This is a genomic window from Streptomyces sp. NPDC048295, from assembly GCF_040652135.1.
Lineage (GTDB): Bacteria > Actinomycetota > Actinomycetes > Streptomycetales > Streptomycetaceae > Streptomyces.
The window spans coordinates 300381-317492 of the sequence record NZ_JBEZLL010000009.1; the positions used below are offsets into that span (position 1 = coordinate 300381).

15 protein-coding genes and 1 pseudogene are annotated in these 17112 nt (G+C 72.5%); 14 read left to right on the top strand and 2 right to left on the bottom strand.

Annotated elements, in window-relative coordinates; translation table 11 throughout:
- Positions 1 to 5 precede the first annotated feature (5 nt).
- The 10 genes from AB0D53_RS16720 (at position 6) to AB0D53_RS16765 (ending at position 10378) form a co-directional block, all read left to right on the top strand.
- Positions 6 to 770: an SDR family oxidoreductase gene (locus tag AB0D53_RS16720; protein WP_362446365.1), complete on the top strand. Its 765-nt coding sequence runs from the start codon at positions 6 to 8 to the stop codon at positions 768 to 770.
- A gap of 278 nt (positions 771 to 1048) precedes the next feature.
- Positions 1049 to 2704, top strand: coding sequence for an AMP-binding protein (locus AB0D53_RS16725; protein WP_362446368.1), 1656 nt, complete (start codon positions 1049 to 1051; stop codon positions 2702 to 2704).
- A gap of 60 nt (positions 2705 to 2764) precedes the next feature.
- Complete coding sequence (locus AB0D53_RS16730) at positions 2765 to 3931, top strand: acyl-CoA dehydrogenase family protein (RefSeq protein ID WP_362446371.1); 1167 nt, start codon at positions 2765 to 2767, stop codon at positions 3929 to 3931.
- Entirely contained in the window at positions 3928 to 4926 is a 999-nt protein-coding gene (locus AB0D53_RS16735) for a MaoC family dehydratase N-terminal domain-containing protein (protein ID WP_362446374.1), read from the top strand. Before AB0D53_RS16730 ends, AB0D53_RS16735 begins: the two co-directional genes overlap by 4 nt.
- Positions 4926 to 6044 (top strand): acyl-CoA dehydrogenase, encoded by a 1119-nt coding sequence (locus AB0D53_RS16740; protein WP_362446377.1) that lies wholly within the window; start codon positions 4926 to 4928, stop codon positions 6042 to 6044. Before AB0D53_RS16735 ends, AB0D53_RS16740 begins: the two co-directional genes overlap by 1 nt.
- Complete coding sequence (locus AB0D53_RS16745) at positions 6041 to 6487, top strand: MaoC family dehydratase (protein WP_362446380.1); 447 nt, start codon at positions 6041 to 6043, stop codon at positions 6485 to 6487. Before AB0D53_RS16740 ends, AB0D53_RS16745 begins: the two co-directional genes overlap by 4 nt.
- Entirely contained in the window at positions 6484 to 7680 is a 1197-nt protein-coding gene (locus AB0D53_RS16750; RefSeq protein WP_362446383.1) for a lipid-transfer protein, read from the top strand. Before AB0D53_RS16745 ends, AB0D53_RS16750 begins: the two co-directional genes overlap by 4 nt.
- Positions 7677 to 8531, top strand: a complete 855-nt coding sequence (locus AB0D53_RS16755; RefSeq protein WP_362446386.1) for a MaoC/PaaZ C-terminal domain-containing protein — start codon at positions 7677 to 7679, stop codon at positions 8529 to 8531. Before AB0D53_RS16750 ends, AB0D53_RS16755 begins: the two co-directional genes overlap by 4 nt.
- Positions 8524 to 9339 carry a 2-keto-4-pentenoate hydratase gene (locus tag AB0D53_RS16760; protein ID WP_362446389.1) on the top strand — a complete coding sequence of 272 codons (816 nt, stop codon included), beginning with the start codon at positions 8524 to 8526 and terminating at the stop codon, positions 9337 to 9339. Before AB0D53_RS16755 ends, AB0D53_RS16760 begins: the two co-directional genes overlap by 8 nt.
- Before the next feature lie 97 nt (positions 9340 to 9436).
- Entirely contained in the window at positions 9437 to 10378 is a 942-nt protein-coding gene (locus AB0D53_RS16765) for a 3-oxoacyl-ACP reductase (RefSeq protein ID WP_362446392.1), read from the top strand.
- A gap of 40 nt (positions 10379 to 10418) precedes the next feature.
- Here the strand turns inward: AB0D53_RS16765 and AB0D53_RS16770 are convergent, their stop codons facing one another.
- On the bottom strand, positions 10419 to 11030 hold the full coding sequence (locus AB0D53_RS16770) for a TetR family transcriptional regulator (RefSeq protein ID WP_362446395.1): 612 nt from the start codon (positions 11028 to 11030) through the stop codon (positions 10419 to 10421).
- Positions 11031 to 11206: 176 nt separating this feature from the next.
- Here AB0D53_RS16770 and AB0D53_RS16775 point away from each other — a divergent pair, with 176 nt between their 5' ends.
- The 4 genes from AB0D53_RS16775 to hsaA all read left to right on the top strand — a co-directional run bounded on the left by AB0D53_RS16775 (position 11207) and on the right by hsaA (position 16544).
- Positions 11207 to 12769, top strand: coding sequence for an FAD-dependent oxidoreductase (locus tag AB0D53_RS16775; RefSeq protein ID WP_362446398.1), 1563 nt, complete (start codon positions 11207 to 11209; stop codon positions 12767 to 12769).
- 107 nt (positions 12770 to 12876) lie between these two features.
- Entirely contained in the window at positions 12877 to 13671 is a 795-nt protein-coding gene (locus tag AB0D53_RS16780) for an SDR family NAD(P)-dependent oxidoreductase (RefSeq protein WP_362446401.1), read from the top strand.
- A gap of 65 nt (positions 13672 to 13736) precedes the next feature.
- The gene (locus AB0D53_RS16785; protein ID WP_362446404.1) at positions 13737 to 15332 is read left to right on the top strand and encodes a FadD3 family acyl-CoA ligase; all 1596 of its coding nucleotides are present in this window, start codon (positions 13737 to 13739) and stop codon (positions 15330 to 15332) included.
- A 45-nt stretch (positions 15333 to 15377) separates the two neighbouring features.
- Positions 15378 to 16544, top strand: a complete 1167-nt coding sequence (gene hsaA / locus AB0D53_RS16790; protein WP_362446407.1) for a 3-hydroxy-9,10-secoandrosta-1,3,5(10)-triene-9,17-dione monooxygenase oxygenase subunit — start codon at positions 15378 to 15380, stop codon at positions 16542 to 16544.
- Positions 16545 to 16643: 99 nt separating this feature from the next.
- On the opposite strand, the pseudogene AB0D53_RS16795 reads toward hsaA, so the two are convergent.
- Positions 16644 to 16880: pseudogene (locus AB0D53_RS16795) on the bottom strand (ABC transporter ATP-binding protein); the annotation flags it as partial.
- Between the last annotated feature and the right edge of the window lie 232 nt (positions 16881 to 17112).

The window sequence follows — 17112 nt, forward strand, 5'->3', positions numbered from 1 at the left end:
AAACGATGGGAACCCTCGAAGGCAAGGTCGCGGTGATCAGCGGTGCCGGCCAGGGCGTCGGCCAGGGCATCGCTCTGGCCCTCGCCTCCGAAGGAGCCTCGGTGGCCGTACTCGGGCGGACCGCAGCGAAGCTGGAAGCGACCTGCGAGCTGCTGCGCGAACGGGGCGTGGTGAAGGCCGAGCCGTTCGTTCTCGACGTACTCGACACGGACCGGATCCCCTCCGTCGTGGAGGATGTCGCCGAGTGCTTCGGTGGCATCGACATCCTGGTCAACAACGCCTACACCGGATGCTACGGACCGCTTCTCTCGCTGAGCGACGAGCAGTTCCGAAGGGGCTTCGACAGCGGCCCGTTCGCCGCGTTCGCCTTCATGAAGGCCGCGCATCCGCACCTGAAGCGCAACGGCGGCGGGTGCGTCATCAACCTCGTCACGTCCGCCATGGTCCGCTGGGACCTGAGCACGTACGGGGCCTACGCGGCGGCGAAGTCCGCCCTGCGCTCGCTGACCAGGGCCGCGGCCAACGAATGGGGCCGCGACGGCATCCGGGTCAACGCGATCGCCCCGCACGCGGCGTCACCCGCCTACGCGGGCTGGCAGGCCGCCCATCCGGAGGAGGCCGCCGAATTCTGCGCGTCCATCCCCCTCGGATACGTCGGCGACTGCGAGCAGGACATCGGCCGCGCAGTGGTGATGCTGTGCGGTCCGGACGCTCGTTACCTGACGGGCGCCACGGTGCCCCTCGACGGCGGCCAGGCCAACTTCGGATGACCGGGCGGGACCGCCCCCGCCCGGCAGCCCTCCCGGTCAGCGGGACCGTCCGGACCGGGCCGTCCCGCCCGCGGCTAGCCTCGCCACCGGCGCGGCCCGGACCGGATCCGGCCGCGCCGCCGTTTCCGCCTCCGCGACCCCGCGGGCGTCACGTCCGCCATGAAACGCACCGCGGCGGCAACCACCATGAACCGCGCCGCGATCACCACGGGAGCGCCGCGCGGTCCGCCCCCGTACCGACACCGGCAGACCCGGCCACCGGGTGAGAGGGACCGACGTTGCCACACGAGACGATTGCCGACCTGCTGCTCGCCCGGACCGGGGACGACCACCCGGGCCTGCTGACCCGTGACAGGTCCTGGACCTGGGGAGAAGTGGTCGAGGAGAGCGCGGCCCGCGCCGCCTGGGCCGGGAAACTGCGTACCGACGGGCCGTTCCACATCGGCGTACTCCTGGAGAACGTACCCGAATACGTCTTCTGGCTGGGGGCCGCCGCCCTCGCCGGCGCGGCCGTCGTCGGTATCAACCCGACCCGCGGCGGCGCCGAACTGGAGCGCGAAGTACGCCACACGGACTGCCAGTTGATCATCACCGACGAGGCGGGACTCACCCTGCTGGAAGGTCTGGACGTGGGGGTGGACCGCGACCGCTTCCTCGTCGTCGGCACTCCGGAGTACGCGTCCGGCTTGGCCGCACACGACCGTCTTCCCGCGCGCGCCCCCGACGTCACCGCCGCCACACGGATGCTGCTGCTCCTGACCTCCGGCACCACCGGCACGTCGAAGGCGGCGATCTGCTCGCAGGGCCGGCTCGCCGCGCTCGGCTTCTCCAACAGCGCCAAGTACGACATCACCCGCAAGGACACCTGCTACTGCCCGATGCCGCTGTTCCACGGCAACGCCCTGATGGCGCTGTGGGCCCCCGCCCTCAGCGCGGGCGCCACCATCGCCCTCACCCCCTCGTTCTCCGCCTCCGGATTCCTCCCGGACGTGCGGTACTTCGGGGCCACCTTCTTCACCTACGTCGGCAAGGCGATCGGCTATGTCCTGGCCCGCCCGGAGACCGCTCAGGACGCCGACAACCGGCTCACCCACGCCTTCGGCACCGAGGCATCGCCCGAGGACGTGGCCCGGTTCCGGGAGCGCTTCGGCTGCCGTCTCATCGAGGGATACGGCTCCAGCGAGGGAGCCGGCATGCTCAAGCGGGTCCCCGACGCACCCACGGGCGCGCTCGGCAGGCCGGCCCGCGACGGCGTCCGCATCGTGCATCCCACGGACCGGACCACCTGCCCGCCCGCCGTACTCGACTCCTACGGCCGGGTGCGCAACCCGGAGGAGGCCATCGGGGAGATCGTCGACACCGAGGGCGCCGCCCGCTTCGAGGGCTACTACAACAACGAGGCGGCGAACGCCGAACGCGTCCGGCACGGCTGGTACTGGACCGGAGACCTCGGATACGTCGACGAGGCCGGCTACTTCTACTTCGCGGGCCGCTCCGGCGACTGGATCCGCGTCGACGGCGAGAACATATCCGCCCTGCTCACCGAACGCATCCTGCGCAGGCACCCCGGGGTCGTCGCCGCCGGAGTCTTCGGTGTACCCGACCCGCGCTCGGGAGACCAGGTCATGGCCGCCGTCGAGATCGCCGCCGGGACCCGCTTCGAGGACCTGGACCTGCCCGGCTTCCTGGACCGCCAGGAGGACCTGGGCACCAAGGGAGCCCCCCGCTTCGTCCGCGTCTCGCACGCGCTGCCGACCACCGGCTCCAACAAGCTGCGCAAGAAGGAGATGCAACTCGACGGCTGGCGCACCGGCGACCCGGTGTACCGCTGGGCCGGCCGGGGCCGGCCCGCGTACACGCCGATGACCGACGAGGACAAGGCCGCCCTGCGCGGCGAGTTCCTGGCCAACGGGCGCGGACGTTTTCTTCCCTGAGGGGCCATCAGCACCACTCCCTGCGACGACCACCGCGGCGACAACCGAGGAGAACCACACATGCAACTGCGCGAGAGCGCCGCGCACCAGGAGCTGCGGCGGGAACTGCGGGCGTACTTCTCGGGCCTGATGCCCGAGGACGAACGCCGTCGCGTCGGCGAGGAGGGCGTGGGCGGCGACCGCTTCCGCGAGGTCGTCAAACGGCTGGGCTCCGACGGCTGGCTGGGCATCGGCTGGCCCACCGAGTACGGCGGCCAGGGCCGCTCGGTCGAGGACCAGTACGTCTTCTTCGACGAGGTCCAACGGGCCGGCCTGCCCTTCCCGTTCGTCACGGTCAACACCGTCGGCCCGACCTTGATGGCGTACGGCTCCGAGGAACACAGGAAGCGGTTCCTGCCCGGCATCCTCTCCGGCGACATCGTGTTCGCGATCGGCTACACGGAGCCCGGAGCCGGCACCGACCTCGCCTCGCTGACCACCCGCGCGGTCCGGGACGGCGACACGTACGTCGTCGACGGCAGCAAGATCTTCACCAGCGGCGCCAACACCGCCGACTACGTGTGGCTCGCCGCCCGCACAGACCCGGATGCCCCCAAGCACAAGGGCATCTCCATCCTGATCGTGCCCACCGCCGACGACGGCTTCTCCTGGAGCCCCATCCGCACCGTCGGCGGCATGGTCGTCACCGCGACGTACTACAGCGGAGTGCGTGTTCCGGCCGCCGACGTGGTCGGCGACGTGGACGGCGGCTGGCGGCTGATCACCGCCCAGCTGAACCATGAACGCATCGGACTCGCCGCCCTCGGCGGCCGGATGATCCAGCTGTGGGAACAAGTCCTGGACCGGGCCCGGGAGAACGGCACGGCCGACATCCCCTGGGTGCGGCAGGAGTTCGCGCGTACGTACGCCCGGCTGGAGGCGATGCGGCTGATGAACTGGAAGATGACATCCGCCGTCGCCCGCGACGCGCTGACCGGCGCCGACGCGGGCGCCGCGAAGGCGTACGGCACCGAGACCCACATCGACGTCCAGCGCGGGCTGACCCAGATCCTCGGTGCCGCAGGCCGTATCCGGCCCGAGTCGCCGGGTGCCGCCCTCGCGGGGCAGATCGAACAGCTCTCCCGCCAGGGCATCGTGAACACCTTCGGCGGCGGCGTCAACGAGATCCTGCGCGACATGGTCGCCACCCAGGGGCTCGGGCTGCCGCGCAAGGGGCGTGGCGCATGACCGGGCGGGGCGAGCCGTCCCGGCGGGAGGCAGAGGAGCAGCCGCAGGAGGGGTACGAGGAGCGGCTGCGGGCCTTCACCGGGCGCGAACTGCGCGCCTCCACACCGGCACAGGACCCGGTCAACCAGCCGATGATCCGGCACTGGGCCGAGGCGATGGGGGACACCAACCCGGTGTACACCGACGCCGAGGCTGCCCGGGCCACCGGCCGGCGCACCGTGGTGGCACCCGCGTCGATGGTCCAGGCATGGACGATGCGCGGTTACGCCGCCACCGTCGCCCCGCGGGCCGGTGGCCCGGACGGCTTCGACGAACTGGTCGCCCTCCTCGACGAGGGTGGCTACACCTCCGTGGTGGCGACCGACTCCGAGTTCACCTTCCTGCGGGAACTGGAACCGGGCGACCACATCGCCGTACGCGAGAGCGTCGAGTCGGTCTCGGCGGAGAAGAGGACCGGCCTCGGCACCGGACGGTTCGTCACCACTCTCAAGACCTACACCGACCAGCACGGCGAGACCGTGGCCACCCAGCGGTGGCGGACTCTGAGGTTCCGGCCCGCGCCCGCAGAGGCACCGGCCCCCGCCCCCGCTCTGCGACCGCGCCCCGCGGTCAACCGTGACAACGCGTTCTTCTTCGAGGGCGCGCGGCAGCACCGGCTGCTCATCCAGCGCTGCGCCGCCTGCTCCGTACTGCGTCACCCCCCGGGCCCGTGCTGCCCCGAGTGCGGCTCGCTGGAGTGGGACACCGTCGAGGCGGCCGGCCACGGCCACGTCTACAGCTTCGCCGTGAACCACCATCCGCGGCACCCGGGCTTCGGCTCGCCCTACCTCGTCGCCGTTGTCGCACTCGCCGAAGGCACCCGGCTCATCACCAACCTGACAGGCGTCGCCCCCGACGAGGTCACCATCGGCATGCCCGTGGTCCTCGACTGGCTCGACGCCGACCCCGATCTGACCCTGCCGGTGTTCCGGCCAGCCCCGACGGAGGCGCCCTGATGGATTTCTCCCTGGGAGAAGAGCTCGAAGCAGTCCGTGACCTGGCGCGCGAGATCCTCACCGACCGCGTCACGCCGGAGCGACTGCGTGAGGTCGAGACCTCGGAGAGCCGGGTCGACGAACAGCTGTGGGCCGACCTCGCCGCGGCCGGGCTGCTCGCGGCCGTCCTGCCCGAACAGGACGGCGGGGCGGGACTCGGCATGGCCGGGCTCTGCGTCCTCCTGGAGGAACAGGGGCGGCGTGTGGCCCCGGTGCCGCTGTGGCCCGCGCTGACCGGCGCGCTCACCGTCGCCGCGTACGGCACCGGAGCGCAGCGGGCGCACCTGCTGCCGGACCTCATGGACGGCACGGGCCGGCTGACCGTCGCCCTGGAGGAGTTCGGCCCCGCGGACCCCCTGACGCCCCGCGCGGCCGCGGTCGCCGAGGGACCGGGATGGCGCATCGGTGGGGTCAAGGCCGTGGTGCCCGCGCCCGCCGGTGCGCGCCACGTGCTGGTGACGGCCTCGACCGGTGCCGGGCCCGGCCTCTTCCTGGTCGCCTCGGACGCCACGGGCGTCACATGGGAGTACGCCGAGACGACCAGCCATGACATGAGTGCCCACCTCACCCTGCACGACGCTCCGGCCGAGCCCGTCGGCACTCCGGGCGACGGGGCCGCCGCGCACCTCGTGCGGAGCGCCTTTGTCGCTCTGGCCGCCGTCCAGGCCGGCGTGGCCGACGGGGCGCTGGGCCACGCGGCGGGGCACCTGCGCGAGCGCGAGCAGTTCGGCCGCCCGCTCGCCACCTTCCAGGCCGTGCAGCACCAGCTCGCCGACTGCTACATCGACATCGAGGCGATGCGGGTCACGCTGTGGCAGGCGGTGGACGCACTGTCGGAGCCCTTCGACGAGGGGGGCGCCGACCGGGCCGCGCTGGTCGCCAAGTGGTGGGCGACCGAAGGAGGCCTGAACACCGTGCACCGGGTCCAGCACGTGCACGGCGGCATCGGCGTCGACACCGACTACCCGGTGCACCGCCACTTCCTGTGGGGCAAGCAGATCTCCACCACTCTGGGCGGCGCGGGCGCCGACCTCGAACGCCTCGGAGCCCTTCTGACCGGTGCGGCGGAGGCCTCATGACCCCGCACCGGGGCACCCTCCCGCCGTCCCGCACCTACGACTCGGTCGCCGTCGGCGACGTACTTCCCGAGTTGCCGATCCCCGTCACCCGCACCCTGATCGTCGCCACCGCCCTCGCGAGCCGCGACTACCAGGACGTGCACCACGACCCCGCACTGGCCCGGGAACGCGGCTCCGAGGACATCTTCATGAACATCCTGACCAGCAACGGCCTCGTCGACCGGTACATCACCGGCTGGGCCGGACCCGCATCCGTCGTCAAGGCCATCCGGATCCGGCTCGGCGCCCCCAACCACCCCGGCGACACCATGGTCCTCACCGGCACGGTCACCGCGAAGTCCGACGCCGGTCGCCGCGTCGACATCGCCGTCAAGGGCACCAACGGCCTGGGCACCCATGTCCTCGGGACCGTGTCGGTACAACTGCCCGGGGAGGCCCGATGAGTACGGCGACCACGCGAAACGGACCGCTGTCGGGGGCCGCGGCCGTGGTCGGTATCGGCGCCACCGAATTCTCCAAGAACTCCGGGCGCAGCGAACTCCAGCTCGCCTGCGAGGCCGTGCTCGCCGCCCTCGCGGACGCGGGACTGAAGCCCTGTGACGTCGACGGGCTGGTCACCTTCACCGCGGAGACCAACGCCGAGATCCACGTGGCCCGCAACACCGGAATGGGCGAGCTCACGTTCTTCTCCCGTATCGGGTACGGCGGCGGAGCCGGCTGCGCCACCGTGCAGCAGGCGGCCATGGCCGTGGCCACCGGGATCGCCGACGTGGTCGTCTGCTACCGGGCGTTCAACGAGCGCTCCGGCGAGCGGTACGGGCTCGGGCAGGCGGCCCGCCCCATGGACACCACCGCCGACCGGGCGGCGTACGCCTGGATGACCCCCTTCGGGCTGAGCACCCCCGCCCAGTGGGTGGCCATGTTCGCCCGACGCTATCTGCACGAATACGGCGCCACCACGGACGACTTCGGCAGGGTCGCCGTGGTGGACCGCAAGCACGCCGCGAACAATCCGGCCGCCTGGTTCCACGGCCGTCCCATCACGCTCCAGGACCACCGCGACTCCCGCTGGATCGCCGAGCCGCTGCGGCTGCTGGACTGCTGCCAGGAGACCGACGGCGGCCAGGCACTGGTGATCGTCTCCGCCGAACGCGCCCGCGATCTGCCGCACCCGCCCGCGGTGATCCGATCGGCGGCCCAGGGGCTCGGCGCCGACCAGCACATGATGACCAGCTACTACCGGCCGAAGATCACCGGGATCCCCGAAATGGGTCTGGTCGGACGGCAGTTGTACGAGCAGAGCGGTCTCGGCCCCGACGACATCGACGCGGCCGTCCTCTACGACCACTTCACCCCGCTGGTCCTTCCGCAACTGGAGGAACTGGGCTTCTGCGAGCCCGGCGAGGCGAAGGACTTCATCGCCGACGGCCACCTGGAGCTCGGCGGCCGGCTCCCGTTCAACACCCACGGCGGACAGCTCGGCGAGGCGTATCTGCACGGCATGAACGGCATCGCCGAGGGGGTCCGGCTGGTCCGCGGCACGTCGGTGAACCAGCCGGACAGGGCCGACCACGTGATCGTCACCGCCGGCACCGGAGTGCCCACCAGCGGACTGATCCTGGGAGCCGGCCGATGACCATGTCCCCGTGGCAGGGCCGCGAACTCGGCACCCGCACCGTCTCCTGGACCGAGCGGGACGCGATCCTGTACGCGCTCGCGGTCGGCGCCCCGGCCGACCGGCTCGACCTCGTGTACGAGGAGCGGCTGCGGGTACTGCCCACCTTCGCACTGACCCTGGCCCAGTGGGCGCCCGACGCGCTCGGAGCACTCGGCGCCTTCGACATCACCACGGCCGTTCACGGAAGCCAACGCCTGCTCGTACGAAGCCCGTTGGAGCCGAGCGGTGAGCTGACCACCACGGCACGGGTCTCCGCGGTCCGGGACAAGGGAGCCGCCGCCGTCTTCGACGTCGAGGTGTCCTGCGACCGTTTCACGGCCACCTGGTCGGTCTTCGCGCCGGGCTGCGGAGGCTTCGGCGGCGAACGCGGCCCGTCCGCCCCGCGCCGACCGGACCGGCCGGCCGAACACGCCCTGACCGTGGCCACGCACGCCCGGCAGGCGGCCTTCTACCGGCTGCTCGGCGACCGGCACGCCATGCACATCGACCCGGAGGCGGCGAAGGCGGCGGGGACGGACCGGCCTTTCCTGCACGGGCTGTGCACGCTCGCCGCGAGCCTGCTGCCCCTGGCCGGGGCCCTCGGTGTGCACCCGGCCGAACTGGTGGAGCTGGAGGCCCGGTTCGCCGCACCGGCGTTCCCCGGCGACCGGCTCGGCCTGGCCGGCTGGACCGAGGCCCCCGGCCCGGACAACCCCGGTGACCCGGCCGTGCGCTTCGAGGCATCGGCCGACGACGGCCGTGCGGTGCTCACCGGAGGCCGGGCCCGATTCCGCACCACCCCCGACCGGACGGAGAACACCGATGCTTGAACCCGCGCAGCGCGCCGAGGCCGCCGCGGCGCTGTGGACCGCTCAGCAGGACCGCAGTCCGCTGGAGCCGCTCTCCGCGACCTGGCCGGGTGTCGACGCCGACGACGCCTACGAGATCCAGCTGATCAACATCCGCCGGCAGCTGGCACAGGGCCGCACCGTCCACGGACACAAGGTCGGCCTCTCCTCGAAGGTCATGCAGCAGATGATGGGCGTCGACGAGCCGGACTACGGCCATCTGCTCTCCGACATGGTGCTGCCCGAGGGGGCACCCGTCGCGGCCGACCGCTACTGCTGCCCCCGGATCGAGGTCGAGATCGGATACGTACTCGGCCGGAGCCTGCCGGGGGAGGGGTGCACCACCGAGGACGTCCTCGCGGCGACCGAGTACATCGTCCCGAGCCTCGAACTCATCGACAGCCGGATCAAGGACTGGCGCATCGGGCTCGCCGACACCATCGCCGACAACGCGTCGTCCGCCGGGGTGATCCTCGGCTCGGCACGGGTGCGGCCCGGTGGGCTGAACCCGGCCGACATCGACGCCGTCCTGTACCGGGACGGTGCGGAGATCGCCCGGGGCAACACCAGCGCGGTGCTAGGCGACCCCACCGAGGCCGTCGCGTGGCTGGCCCGCAAGGTCGCGTCCTTCGGGGTGCGGCTGGAGGCCGGACACGTGATCCTGCCGGGTTCGTGCACCAAGGCCGTCGACGTGAGGCCCGGGGAGACCTACCGGGCCGAATTCGAGGGTCTCGGATCCGTCTCCGTCGGCTTCGTCCACTCAACGGGACAGCACCCGACCAAAAACTGAAATCAATACTAGTTTCGTGTGCGTGGCGCACCCCGGCGACAACTCCCGGGGTGCGCCCGCGTATCCAGCGGATCGACGCAACACGGAATGAGGCAGCATGAGCGCGACGCACACCCCCTCGGAGAAGACCCTGGAGGGGCGCACCGCCGTCGTCACCGGTGCCGGAGCGGGTCTGGGCCGCGCCGAGGCACTGGCACTCGCGGCGCTCGGCGCCAACGTGGTGGTGAACGACATCGGCCCGGCGGCCGACGACGTGGCCGCCGAGATCAAGGCCCTCGGCGCGGGGGCCCTGGCGGTGACCGGTGACGTCGGCGACTGGTCCATGGGCGACAGGCTGGTGCGGGCCGCCGTGGAGAGCTTCGGCGGCCTGGACATCGTCGTCAACAACGCGGGCGTCCTCCGCGACAAGATGCTGTTCAACCTCACGGAGTCCGACTGGGACGACGTCATCCGGATCCACCTCAAGGGCCACGCCGCCGTATCCCGCGCCGCGGCCGTGCACTGGCGCGCGACGAGCAAGGCAACCGGCGCCCCGGTCTACGGCCGCGTCGTCAACACCTCCTCCGAGGCCTTCCTGTTCGGCTCGGCCGGCCAGCCGAACTACTCCGCCGCCAAGGCCGGAATCACCGCGCTGACCCTGGCCACCGCGCAGGGCCTGGGCCGCTACGGAGTGCGCGCCAACGCGATCTGCCCCCGGGCCCGCACCGCCATGACCGCCGACGCCTTCGGCGAGGGCGCGACCGCGCCGGGCGGCCTCGACATCATGGCTCCCGAGCGCGTCGCCACCCTGGTCGGGCACCTGGCGTCACCGGCCGCCGACGAGATCAACGGGCAGGTCTTCGTCGTCTACGGCGACATGGTCGCCCTGCTCGCCCCGCCCACCGTGGAGAAGAAGTTCACGGCCGCGGACGGCACCTTCACCCCGGCGGAGCTCGACGAGCAGCTGACGGGGTACTTCCGCGGCCGCGACCCGCACCGCACCTACGCCGCGTACGGCATCGCAGCGCTCGACACGACGGGGACGCAGCAGACCCCCTGAACCGGCTGCTGACCCGGCCGGTGCACGGACACCGGCCGGGTCAGCCGGCGTCAGGCCCGGGCGCGAGCAGCAAGTGGCAGGCCGTGTGCAGATCGCCCTCGGCCTTCTGCGGGCTGAGCCGCTCGTTGAGCCGGGCCTGCAGGACCCCGTACCACAGAAGGATCAGCAGCCGCAGCCGGGCGATGTGGTGTTCCGTGGGCTGCTCCACCTCCCAGGCCCGCAGCAGCAGGTCCAGGAAACCCGAATCGATCCGGGCCAGGTCCGGCACGGTCGAGGCGCGCGCGGTGTTCGCCGAGTGGATCATCGCGGTGGCCAGCGCGGGCCGGCGCAGCAGATTACGGGTGGCGCTCCGCAGGGTCTCGAAGACGGCGTCCTCGGGCGAGGTGCCCGCCGCGCGTTCGGGCACCCGGGCCGCGAACTCCTCGATCTGTTCGGCCATCAGCGCGGTGAACAGATGGGTCTTGGACGGGAAATACCGGTACAGCGTCCCGAGCGCCACCCCCGCGGACTTGGCCACCTCCTGCATCTGGACCCGCTCCAGCCCGGCCACGGCGGCCGCGTCCGCGGCAACCTTCAGGATGCTCTGACGGCGCGCGCGCTGCCGGGGCGAACTCGGCTCGGCCCCCGGCCTGGCCTCGGCGATTCTGGGCACGCGCTCCCTCCCGGAACTCGATGGTGGCGACAACTGCTGCAGACAATACGCCGGGACCGGCCGCACGTCAGGCGTCACCCACCCCCTGTACCGGTCAGCGGGACCGGGCCCGCCGCGGCCGCCCCGCGCGGGGTCTGCTGGGACCACACACCACCGAGCGGCAGGAGGAGCACCCCATGCGGGACGGCCGGCAGGACTGGGACGCCACCCACGACGTGATCGTCGTGGGGTCGGGAGCGGGAGCGATGACCGGGGCCCTGGCGGCCGCCGGGGACGGACTCGACACCGTCGTGCTGGAACGGACGAAGCTGCTCGGCGGTACCTCCGCCTACTCCGGGGCGGCCGTCTGGCTGCCCGGCACCCAGGTTCAGGAACGCGCCGGCCTCGACGACTCCGCCGACACGGCCGGGAACTACCTGCGGGCCCTGACCGGTGACGAGGAGGCCGAACGCCGGGAAGCGTTCCTGCGCCACGCCCCCGAGCTGGTGGCCCGGCTGGAGGCGGACCCGGCCATCGAGTTCGAATGGCGCCCCTTCCCCGACTACGTCGCCGCTCCCGGCCGCATGGACGCCGGCCGCTCCTTCGTTCCGCTGGAACTGGCACCGGCGCTCCTCGGCGATCTGCTGCCGCTGGTACGCCCCGCGATCGACCGGGACCGTCTTGGCAAGGGGCACCCCGACGCTCCGCTGAGCCAGGGCCGCGCCTTGATCGGCCGCCTCCTGCTCGCCCTCACCCGCACCGGGAACGCGCTGGTCCGCATCGAGCACCAGGTCATCGGGCTGGTCAGCGAGGACGGCCGGATCACCGGAGTCGAGGTCCTGACCCCGCACGGCAGGGTCCGGATGCGGGCCAGACGCGGTGTGCTGCTGGCCGCGGGCGGCTTCGAGGGCGACGAGGCCCTGCGTGCCGGACACCAGGTGCCGGGCAGGGCGGCCTGGAGCATGGCACCGCGGGGGACCAACACCGGAGAGGTCCTGGAGGCCGCCGTCGCCGCGGGCGCCGCGACCGGTCTGATGGACGAGGCGTGGTGGTGCCCCGGCACCGAACTGGCCGACGGTTCGGCCGCGTTCACCCTCGGTCTGCGCGGCGGCCTCGCCGTGGACGGTTCGGGACGGCGCTTCGCCAACGAGTCACTGCCCTACGACCGCATGGGCCGGGCCATCGCCGCCGCCGGGGGAGCGGATGCGTCCGTCCACTTGATCTTCGACTCCCGCGAGGGCGGCGCCCTGCCGGCCATCACCGTGCCTCCCGCCGATCCGGCGGCCCACCTGGCGGCCGGCACGTGGGTGCGGGCGGACACACTGCCGGAGCTCGCCGCGCTCATAGGGGTACCCGCCGAAACCCTGACCGAGACCGTCGCCCGGTTCAACGGCTTCGCCGCCGATGGCGAGGACATCGACCACCACCGGGGCGAGGACCCCTACGACCTGTTCTTCGCCGGCACCCAGAACGCCCCGGGGCCCAACCCCTGCCTGATCCCACTCGACCGGCCCCCGTACTACGCGGCCCGGCTGGTCCTCTCGGACCTCGGCACCAAGGGCGGACTCCGCACCGACGTCCATGCCCGCGTCCTCGACACACAGGGGCGCCCGCTGCCCGGCCTGTACGCGGCGGGAAACACCAGCGCGTCCTTCACGGGCCGGGTCTATCCGGGACCGGGCGTCCCCCTCGGCACGGCGATGGTCTTCGCCTCGCTGGCCGTCCGGCACATGGCACAGGGGTCCGGCGAAGCCGGCTGACCACGGCCCGGCCGGGACATCCCGGCCAGTGGGATCCCCCGGGGCGCCGCCCCGGGGGCGCGCTCTACGGTCACGGCACCGCCGGCCGGAACGAGGAGAGGCATCCGATGCTGGACAAGAATCTGTACGGGCCGTGGGCGGTCGTCGCCGGAGGGTCGGAGGGGGTCGGCGCCTCGTTCGCCCACCAGCTCGCGGACGCCGGGATCAACCTGGTCCTGATCGCCCGCAGCCCCGGCCCGCTGAAGGAGACCGCCGACCTGGTGCGCGCCAAGGGCGTCGAGGTCCGCACTCTCGAACTCGACCTGCTCGCCCCCGGCGCCCTCGGCTCGGTCCGGGCCGTCACCGACGGTCTCGAGGTCGGCCTGCTGATCTTCAACGCGGGAGCCAACAGCTACGGCCACGAGTTCGTGACCGGCGAACTGGCCCGGGTCCAGGGCGTCCTGGACCTGAACATCACCGCGCAACTGGCCCTCACCCACCACTTCGGGGCCCTGATGAAGGACCGGGGCCGGGGCGGCATCATGCTCGTCGGCTCGCTCTCCGGCTACCTGGGCCAGGCGCAGATCAGCGTCTACTCGGCGGCCAAGGCGTTCAGCCGGGTGTTCGCCGAGGGGCTGTGGCTGGAACTGCGTCCGTACGGCGTGCACGTCCTGGAGCTGGTCCTCGGTGTGACGAGGACCCCCGCCATGGAGCGGGCCGGGCTGCGACTGGACCTGCCGGGACTGCGGGTCGCCGAGCCGGACGACGTCGCCCGGGAGGGGCTGGAGCGCCTCGCCGACGGACCCGTGTTCGTGGCCGGCGGCAACGCCGGAGCGGCGGAGAAGCGCAGCGGCTTCCCCCGCGCCGAACTGGCCCTCGCGGCCCACGAGGCATCCCGGCGGCTCCTGCCGCCGTCGTCCTGACCGACCGCCGATGTCCGGCCCGTCCCCGGGATCCCGGGGACGGGCCCTCCCCTCCCGGAGCACAGATGAGCGAGAACGAGCACCCTCTCACCATTCCCGGCGCCCTCGACCTCGCCGCACGCCGGTACCCCGGCCGGGAGGCCGTCGTGGACGGCGATGTCAGGCTGAGCTGGGCGCAGTTGTGCGAGCGGGTGCACGCGGCCGTGAAGTCGCTGATCGCCCTCGGTGTCCGGCCCGGCGACCGGATCGCCGTCTGGGCGCCCAACGGCCACCGCTGGGTGATCGCCGCGCTCGCCGCCACCTCGGCGGGGGCCGTGCTGGTCCCCGTCAACACCCGCTACAAGGGCGCCGAGGCTCGCTGGCTCCTGGAACGCGGCGGGGTGCGGCTGCTGTTCGTCGACAACGGCTTCCTGGGCAAGGACTATCTCGCCATGCTGGGCGCGGGCGGGGAGCCCGGCGGGGACGGCCCGCCGGTGCCCGGACTTCCCGCCCTGGAAAGCGTGGTGACTCTGGACGGCGTCGAGCGCCCCGGCATCCTGCCGTGGGACGGCTTCCTGCATCGCGGGGCGCACCTGCCGGACACCGAGGTGACCTCCCGGACCGGGGCCGTGGACCCGGACGAACCCTGCGACCTGCTCTTCACCTCGGGCACGACCGGCCGCCCCAAGGGCGCCCTGACGACGCACCGGCAGAACCTCCGTACGTACTGGGCGTGGAGCGGGCGGACCGGGGTGAGCGGTGACGACCGCTACCTGGTCATCAATCCGATGTTCCACTGCTTCGGCTACAAGGCCGGTGTGCTGGCGTGCCTGCTGCGCGGCGCCACGATGGTGCTGCAACCGGTGTTCGACGTGGACCGTGCCATGCGCGCCGTCGAGGCCGAGCGCATCACCGTGCTGCCGGGGCCGCCCACGATCTACTCCGAACTGCTGGACGCCCCGGACAGGGACGGGTTCGACCTGTCGTCGCTCAGACTCGCGGTGACCGGGGCCGCCGTCGTGCCCGTCGCGCTCGTACGGCGGATGCGGGCCGAGCTCTTCCCCGAGGTGCTGACCGCCTACGGACTGACCGAGACCTGTGGCACGGTCACCGTCTGCTCGGCGGACGACGACGCCGAGACGGTCGCCCTGACCGCCGGCCGCCCCATCGACGGAACCGAGGTCCGTGTGGCCGACGACAGCGGGCGTCCGCTGCCCGCCGGGCAGGACGGCAGGATCCTGGTGCGCGGCTATCACGTGATGCTCGGCTACCTGGACGATCCGGAGGCCAGTGCGGCCGCCGTCGACGCCGAAGGGCGGCTGGACACCGGAGACGTCGGCCACTTCGACCCGCGCGGCAACCTGGTGATCACCGGACGCTCCAAGGACATGTTCGTGGTCGGCGGCTTCAACGTCTATCCGGCCGAGGTCGAGCAGGTGCTCACCGCGCACGACGCGGTCGCCGAGGCCGCCGTGGTCGGCGTCCCGGACGCCCGTCTCGGAGAAGTCGGGCGCGCGTACGTGACGGTACGGCCGGGCGCCGGGACGGGGCCGGACGATCTCGTCGGCCACTGCCGTGAGCGGCTCGCCAACTTCAAGGTCCCCCGCGAGGTGGTGGTGCTGGAGGCCCTTCCGCGCAGCGCCACCGGCAAGGTGGACAAGGCCGTTCTGCGGACGGCCTGACCGGCACGCTTCACCCCGCACAACGGAACGTATGGAGGACGGACCATGGGCAACGAGGTTCTGGAGTCGGTGCGCGCCCTGCTGCCGGCCATCGAGGAGCGGGCCGTCGCCACGGACGAGCGACGGCGCATCCCGGAAGCCACGGTCGGAGAGCTGGCCGCGGCGGGAGTGTTCCGGATGCTGCAGCCCGCCCGGTACGGCGGCCTGGAGGCGGATCCGGTCGACTTCTACCAGGTGGTGCGGGAGGTCTCCGCGGTGTGCTGCTCCACGGGCTGGGTGGCATCCGTCCTGGGTGTGCATGCCTGGCAGCTGGGTCTGTTCCCGAAGCAGGCGCAGGAGGACGTATGGGGTGAGGACCAGGACACCCGGATCTCCTCGGCGTACGCCCCGGTGGGCCGGCTGACCCCGGTGGACGGCGGCTACCGGCTCACCGGCCGGTGGAGCTTCTCCTCGGGCTGCGAGCACGCCTCGTGGGCGCTGCTCGGCGCCCTCGTCGTCGGGGCGCAGGGGCGGCCGGTCGACTTCCTCACCGTCCTGGTGCCCCGGCCCGACTACCGCATCGAGGACATGTGGGACGTCGTCGGGCTCCGCGGCACCGCCAGCAACGACGTCCTCGTCGAGTCGGCCTTCGTGCCCGCCCACCGAGTGCTCCGCAACTACGAGCAGGCGCAGCTGAAGGTACCGGGACAGCAGGTCAATCCAGGGCCCCTGTACCGGCTGCCGTTCGGCGCGATCTTCACCAGCGCCGTCACCGCACCGGTGGTCGGGGCCGTCTCCGGCGGCTACGCGTCGTACGTGTCGCGGATGAAGGAAAGGGTGCGGCTCAGCCTGGGAGGCGGCAGCTTCACCGACGACCCGTTCGCCCAGGTCGCCATCGCCCGCGCCGCCTCCGACATCGACGCGACCGTGCTCCAGATGGACCGGAACCTGCGCGAACTGTCCGCACTCGCCGCCGCCGGGCGGGAGATACCGATGGAACTGCGGCTGCGCGCCCGGCGCGACCAGGTCCGGGGCACCGAACGGGCCGTCGCCGCGATCGACCTGCTCTTCAAGACCGCCGGCGGCAACGCACTGCGTCGCGGCAACCCCGTCGAACGTGCCTGGCGCGACGCCCACGCGGGCAGCGTCCACGTCGCCAACGACGTGGAACGCGCCCTCGCCATGTACGGCCGTGGAGCCTTCGGCCTGACGGTCGAGGACAACCTCGTCTGACCCCGCCGTCCGGGACGGGGCAGCCCTCACGGGCGCGGAGCGCCGCCCACGCCGGGAAGGTGACGGCGAGCGGCACAGCCCCTGGGGCATGGTCCCGCCCACGCCGGTGATCTCCGTGCCGCCGAGGCGGACGTTGCCCGCCGGCGCCCGGTCGAGGCCGGCGGCGCACTGCGGGAATGCGGACCTGCCGGAGCCGGACCGGCCCATGACGGCGGTGGATGTGCCGCGCGGCAGGGTCGGGCCGATGCCCGCGCGGGCGTGCACGGCGCCGCCGCCGCGGCCGTACTGCCATCGCACGCCGCGCAGTCCGACGGCGGGACCGGACGCGCCCGGCACTCCAGGCCGGGCGCCTTCTGCTTTCCTTCACCGCCGCGCAGCCTCGTACGTCCCCACGTGGTGCTTCGAGCCGATGGCGTCGTACGGATCACGGTGCTGACGGACCACGGCGGCTGCCGGCGGATCCGGGGTGGGGACTCCGGAGTCGAGTACACCGACTCGGTAGGCATCTGGGCCGGGTACGAGGCAGGGCTGACCGTCGACCACAACAGCCTGGATCACCTCCCGTACT

Coding starts and splice junctions, on each gene's coding strand:
- AB0D53_RS16720 (WP_362446365.1), top strand. CDS start 6: ATGGGAACCCTCGAAGGCAAGGTCGCGGTGATCAGCGGTGCCGGCCAG.
- AB0D53_RS16730 (WP_362446371.1), top strand. CDS start 2,765: ATGCAACTGCGCGAGAGCGCCGCGCACCAGGAGCTGCGGCGGGAACTG.
- AB0D53_RS16735 (WP_362446374.1), top strand. CDS start 3,928: ATGACCGGGCGGGGCGAGCCGTCCCGGCGGGAGGCAGAGGAGCAGCCG.
- AB0D53_RS16740 (WP_362446377.1), top strand. CDS start 4,926: ATGGATTTCTCCCTGGGAGAAGAGCTCGAAGCAGTCCGTGACCTGGCG.
- AB0D53_RS16745 (WP_362446380.1), top strand. CDS start 6,041: ATGACCCCGCACCGGGGCACCCTCCCGCCGTCCCGCACCTACGACTCG.
- AB0D53_RS16750 (WP_362446383.1), top strand. CDS start 6,484: ATGAGTACGGCGACCACGCGAAACGGACCGCTGTCGGGGGCCGCGGCC.
- AB0D53_RS16755 (WP_362446386.1), top strand. CDS start 7,677: ATGACCATGTCCCCGTGGCAGGGCCGCGAACTCGGCACCCGCACCGTC.
- AB0D53_RS16760 (WP_362446389.1), top strand. CDS start 8,524: ATGCTTGAACCCGCGCAGCGCGCCGAGGCCGCCGCGGCGCTGTGGACC.
- AB0D53_RS16765 (WP_362446392.1), top strand. CDS start 9,437: ATGAGCGCGACGCACACCCCCTCGGAGAAGACCCTGGAGGGGCGCACC.
- AB0D53_RS16775 (WP_362446398.1), top strand. CDS start 11,207: ATGCGGGACGGCCGGCAGGACTGGGACGCCACCCACGACGTGATCGTC.
- AB0D53_RS16780 (WP_362446401.1), top strand. CDS start 12,877: ATGCTGGACAAGAATCTGTACGGGCCGTGGGCGGTCGTCGCCGGAGGG.
- AB0D53_RS16785 (WP_362446404.1), top strand. CDS start 13,737: ATGAGCGAGAACGAGCACCCTCTCACCATTCCCGGCGCCCTCGACCTC.
- hsaA (WP_362446407.1), top strand. CDS start 15,378: ATGGGCAACGAGGTTCTGGAGTCGGTGCGCGCCCTGCTGCCGGCCATC.